This is a genomic window from Variovorax sp. CAN15 (genome assembly GCF_030462475.1).
Classification (GTDB): Bacteria; Pseudomonadota; Gammaproteobacteria; order Burkholderiales; family Burkholderiaceae_C; genus Variovorax.
On sequence record NZ_JASMRZ010000151.1, the window covers coordinates 1 to 5,148 of the forward strand.

The window sequence follows — 5,148 nt, forward strand, 5'->3', positions numbered from 1 at the left end:
CCTCGGCCGTCAATGCCCGCTTCAGCGCTTCCTCAAACGGGCTGAGCTTGTTGGGGCGGGGATCGCGCCGGTACTTCGGCGCCTCCTTCACCGGCGCGCGCAGCCACTTGGAAACCGTGTTGCGCGACAGTCCCGTCCTGCGCGCTATCTCGCGCTCCGACAGCTTGTCCCTCGCGTGCAGCCGTCGGATCTTGCCAATCATGTCCATGGTGATCACTCCTCGAACCCCGCTGCTTAAATAAACAGCAGGGTAGGTTGAACACCTGGCTCACTTTTACTTCGGCACTACCTGCAAAACTGGCTCAGTTTCCGGTCGGCGCCAACATTCTTGGAGGACCTTCTGCTTGGCGGCCTTCTTGATAGCTCCAGGATCCTCGCCCCTACTCAGGGCCTGCTTGGCCGCGAAACGCTTTTCGCGTGCTTCTTTGATTCCCACGACCGGATACACACCAAAGGCAAGCAGTTTCTCTTTGCCACTGAATCGGTACTTCATACGCCAGTAGCGTCTGCCGTGGGGCGTGACTTGCAAATACAAGCCTTCGCCATCGGCGTAGCGACCGGGCTGGGTGAGATTGCGGACTTTGACGTCGGATAACGGCATGATGCAGAACGTTCTGGGGTCGGGGTACTTTTGGGGGTATGTGCCAAAATCGAACTCAAGAATAACAAGGATTTGTGCGGGTTCAGGACACAGGTTTGGTTCCTGGCGGCGACCAGACACAAGGCCGGACACTTCCAAAGGTGTCCGGCTTTTTTGTTTTCTGCTCTGGAGAGGGCTATTCGGTTGGTGCATGCGTCAACGCGCTCGGTGGTCAAGTCACATCAAGGACAGCGGTTTCTCGGCGCGAGCGGAACCGCTCAATGGACTCCCCACCCCTTGGCGTTGGGAAAAGGATTGCAGCCTCGACCCGGCAATGGAACTCGCGGCGATCGCAGGGCGCAGGAGGGGCGCTGGCGGCGGAGCGCCGGGATTGCCGGTGCCGGCCGGCGATCTCGATGCGAACCAGCGTGAAGCCAGCCTGCCGGGTGTGGGGGCTCAATAGGCTGTTCACCCGGAAGGGGCTGGGAGACTGGAGTTGTGACGCTTCAGAACTTTCCAGAGGAACCAACCGAGTGGGCAGTCAAAAAATGCCAGATTGACCTTTGAAGGACGCCAGTTGCTTGTTGAACGCAGCGCCCGGCGGCCGAGGCTGCCGGCATCGGCGCGCGCACGGCACGCAAGTGGCGACAGCGCTTCGAGGAGCGCGGCGCGCAGGGACTGCTGGATCGCAGCTCGCGCCCGGCAAAGACCCGCACGAGCCTGGACGGGACGCTGTGCGCACGCACACAGCAGCTGCGCCGCTGGGGCATGCCCATACGGCGCATCGCCACGATGGTCGGGCACAGCGTGGTCACCGTCTTCCGGCCGCTTGCGCGCCGGGGCCTGTCCGGCCTGAAGGCGCTCGAGCCTGCGCTACCAGTGGTGCGATACGAGCGCGAATTGCCTGGCGAGCTGCTGCACATCGACACCGAGAAGCTCGGGTGCATCGAGTGCCCCAGCCATCGTGCAACGGGCGATCGACGATCACTCGCGTGTGAGCTTCGTGCAGATGCGTGCCAACGAGCGCAAGGCCTCGGCCTTGCAGTTCCTGCTGGCGGCAGTGGCGCACTTCGAAGCCTTGGGCGTGAAGGTCAAGCGCCTGATCATGGACAACGGCTCGGCCTACCGCTCCAGACTGTTTGCCAAGACCTGCCAGGCCCTCGTTCACCAAACCTTACCGACCGCAGACCAATGGGAAGGCCGAGAGATTCATCCAGACGTGCCTGCGCGAGTGGGCCTATGGGCCTGTCCGGGCCAGCAGCGCCGAGCGCGCCGCATGGCTGCCGGCGTTCCTGAGCTACTGCATCGCCCGAAGGCCGCACTCGGCTCTGGGCTACAGGCCGCCAGCTTCCCGCCTTTGCGGGAACAACCCGGTGCAACTCAACATGCGGACAGGTTCGCGAACGCGTGATCCGGATCGGCCGCGGCTCATGCGGCTTGTGAACATTCGATACCTGCGCTCCAGCGCAGACAGGGGCCCCAACGCCGCTGCGCGCATTCGTTCACGAATCCGTTGAAGCATTCGGCGGCGTCGAATGAAAGACGCCGCGCCCTTGGATACTCCGACGAACATGCCGCCGACCAGAGCGGCAACGAATGATTTCAGGGAGGATCCATGTCCATCTTCGATGGCACGCGCCGGCATGTTCGCCCGGCGCCGTGCGCCGTTGCGTCCGCGGTGGTGCGATGACGCGCCGCGTTTCCATTCAGACCCCCTTGGGGGAAGCGCTGCAGTTTCACCGGCTGACCGGCCGCGAGGCGCTGAGCCAGCTCCATGACTTCGATGTGGAGCTGCTGGGCAGCAGCAACAACGTCGATGCGAAAGCGCTGCTCGGCAAGACCGCCACCGTGGCAATGCAGACCGAGAGCGGCGGCACGCGCTATCTGGGCGGTGTCGTCGCGTCCTTCGGCCTGGCCGCAGAGGACGCACGGCACAGCTTCTACCGCATGAGGCTGCGCCCATGGCTGTGGCTCGCGACGCGACGCAGCGACTTCCGCATCTTCCAGGGCAGGACCGTTCCCGACATCGTCGCCGACGTGCTCGAAGCCTACGGCTACCCCATGGAGAAACGGCTGGCGCGCAAGTACCGCACGTGGGAGTACTGCGTGCAGTACGGCGAGAGCGACTTCTCCTTCGTCTCGCGGCTGTGCGAGATGGAAGGCATCTACTACTACTTCCGGCATGAGGCCCAGCGGCAGGTGCTCGTGCTTGCGGATGACGTCTTGAGCTCGCACGACCCGATGCCTGGAGGGGAGACGGTGCGGTTTCATCCGTTGGAGAAGGCGGGGATGACAGGGGGTGGCGATGGCTCGAACGAACGCATCCATGAATGGCGCACGAGCGAAGAAGTCCGCTCCGGCCTGCACTTCACCAACGACTACGACCCGCTCAAGCCAAAGGCGGACCTCACCAGCCGACGGGAGCTGCGCACCGGCCACGCGCACGACGACCTCGAGCTGTACGAATGGCCCGGCGGCTACAAACACTACGACGACGGCGAGGCCTATGCACGCACCCGCATCGAAGAGCAACTGAGCGGCGGCAGCGTTGCAAGCGGCCGTTCCAACAGGCGAGAACTCGCCCCGGGCTGCATCTTCGAGCTGGCGGGCCATCCGAGGGACGATCAGAACCGCAAGCACCTTCTGATTGCCGTCGACTACGAGTTGCGGGAGAACCTCCGGGCCACCGAAGGCGCAGATGCCGGCGAGGGTTCCGTCCAGCGCTTCGGCTTCGAGGCGCAGCCCGTGAGCCACGCGTGGCGCCCGCCGCGCATCACGCCGAAGCCCCGCACCCGTGGACCGCAGACTGCCAGCGTTGTCGGGCCGAAGAACGAAGAGATCTGGGTCGACCAGTACGGCCGCGTGAAGGTGCAGTTCCACTGGGACCGTATCGGGCAACGCAACGAGAACTGCAGCTGCTGGATCCGCGTGTCCATGGCCTGGGCCGGAGAGACCTTTGGCGCGGCTGCGCTGCCGCGCGTCGGCCAGGAGGTGGTCGTCGATTTCCTCGGCGGCGACCCGGACTGTCCCATCATCACCGGCCGTGTGTTCAATGCGGAAAACATGCCCGCGTGGCGGCTGCCCGACCAGCAGAACCTATCGGGCCTGCGCAGCCGTGAATTGAAAGCGAATGCAGCAGGCGGATCGCGTGGCAACCACCTGGTGCTGGACGATCAGCCCGGAAAGATCCAGGCACAGCTCAAGAGCGACCATCTCAGCAGCAGCCTGAGCCTCGGCCACATAGGGCGCATCGACGACACGGCAGGCCGGAAGGACGATCGTGGCGAGGGCGCTGAGTTGCGTACCGATGGCCATGCCGCGGTGCGCGGCGCAAGGGGCCTGCTGCTCAGCACCGAGCCGAGGCCAGGAGCCGAGGCGCACATCACCGATCTCGGGGAAACAGTTGCACGCCTGACGGCCGCGCGCGACCTGCATGAACGCCAGAGCCGGACTGCGCAGGAAGCCAACGCGCACGAAGCAGGCGACCAGGACGCGGTCGCGCAGGCCCTCAAGGAACAGAACGATGCGATCAAGGGCCGCCCTTCGCGGCAGGGAGATTTCCCTGAACTCTGCGAACCGCACCTCGTGCTCGCCAGTGCGGCCGGCATCCAGAGCACGGCGGCGGGGGCCACCCACATCGCCAGCATCACGCACAACGCGCTGAGCAGCGGCGGGCACACCAGCATCAGCGCCGGCAGGAGCTTTCTGGTGAGCGTGAAAGAGGCCGTGCGCCTTTTCGCCTACAAGGCCATCCGCCTGACCGCAGCCACGGCCGGCATCGACATCGTCGCTCTGCAGAACAGCATCAACCTGCTGGCCAGGCTCGACATCAAGATGGAGTCCGACAGGATCAGCATCACCGCCAGGGAAGAAATCGTCGTCAACGGCGGGGGCAGCTTTTCCAGATGGAGCGCCTCGGGCATCGTCCATGGCACCCAGGGCCTTTGGCGGGAGCATGCGGCCACCCACAGCTATGCAGGGCCGATGGACATGGCAAAGCGCCTGCGCATGGAAGGCGTGAGCCACGACGACAAGTACAGCGTGCGCTTCGCGCCCCTTGGGAGCGACAAGATCTTCAAGCATGTGGGCATGTCGGGGCTGCCTTACCGGATCCTCGGCGAGAAGCGCCAGACGCTGGCCGAAGGCGTCATTCCCGACAGCGGGCGGTTGCCCCGCGTCGCGTTCGAAACGCCGGACGAGGCAGTGCTGGTCGTGGGAGAGGAAGCGTGGGACTGGATGCCCGTTCCGACGAGCTCCGAGCCAGACAGCGCGCAAGACGATGACCAGGCCGATGACGAGGGCGAGACCGAGTCGCCGGGAGCGGAAGGCTCCATGTATGCCTCGGCTGCGGGAGCTTTCGACCCCGGCCACTTTCTTTCCGAGTACGCCATCGAAGCCCACCTGAACGGCTTGGCTTGAGCAAGGAAAACACCCGCATGTCCAGACTGATATCTGCAACCTACCACCCCAACATCGAAGTCGCCGAATTCATCTGCGAAGACGGCCGTCACCTGCTGCGCTCGGGCGGAACGCTGCCATGGCGCATCAACAACCCCGGCGACCTGACC

3 protein-coding genes and 1 pseudogene are annotated in these 5,148 nt (G+C 64.5%); 2 read left to right on the forward strand and 2 right to left on the reverse strand.

What is annotated here, in order from left to right; genetic code table 11:
• Together QMO14_RS32700 and QMO14_RS32705 are read right to left on the reverse strand one after the other, a co-directional pair.
• A partial coding sequence (locus tag QMO14_RS32700) for a helix-turn-helix domain-containing protein (RefSeq protein ID WP_301512276.1) occupies positions 1–208 on the reverse strand: 208 nt, incomplete at its 3' end.
• A gap of 66 nt (positions 209–274) precedes the next feature.
• Positions 275–793, reverse strand: a complete 519-nt coding sequence (locus tag QMO14_RS32705) for an Arm DNA-binding domain-containing protein (RefSeq protein WP_301512278.1) — start codon at positions 791–793, stop codon at positions 275–277.
• Between the two features lie 343 nt (positions 794–1,136).
• Between QMO14_RS32705 and QMO14_RS32710 the strand changes: the two are divergent.
• Positions 1,137–1,965: pseudogene (locus tag QMO14_RS32710) on the forward strand (integrase core domain-containing protein); the annotation flags it as partial.
• A 301-nt stretch (positions 1,966–2,266) separates the two neighbouring features.
• Entirely contained in the window at positions 2,267–4,999 is a 2,733-nt protein-coding gene (locus QMO14_RS32715; RefSeq protein WP_301512280.1) for a type VI secretion system Vgr family protein, read from the forward strand.
• Positions 5,000–5,148 lie beyond the last annotated feature (149 nt).

Bases quoted from the DNA above. Each gene is read 5' to 3' on its own strand.
- QMO14_RS32705 (WP_301512278.1), bottom strand. From the start codon at position 793: ATGCACCAACCGAATAGCCCTCTCCAGAGCAGAAAACAAAAAAGCCGG.
- QMO14_RS32715 (WP_301512280.1), top strand. From the start codon at position 2,267: ATGACGCGCCGCGTTTCCATTCAGACCCCCTTGGGGGAAGCGCTGCAG.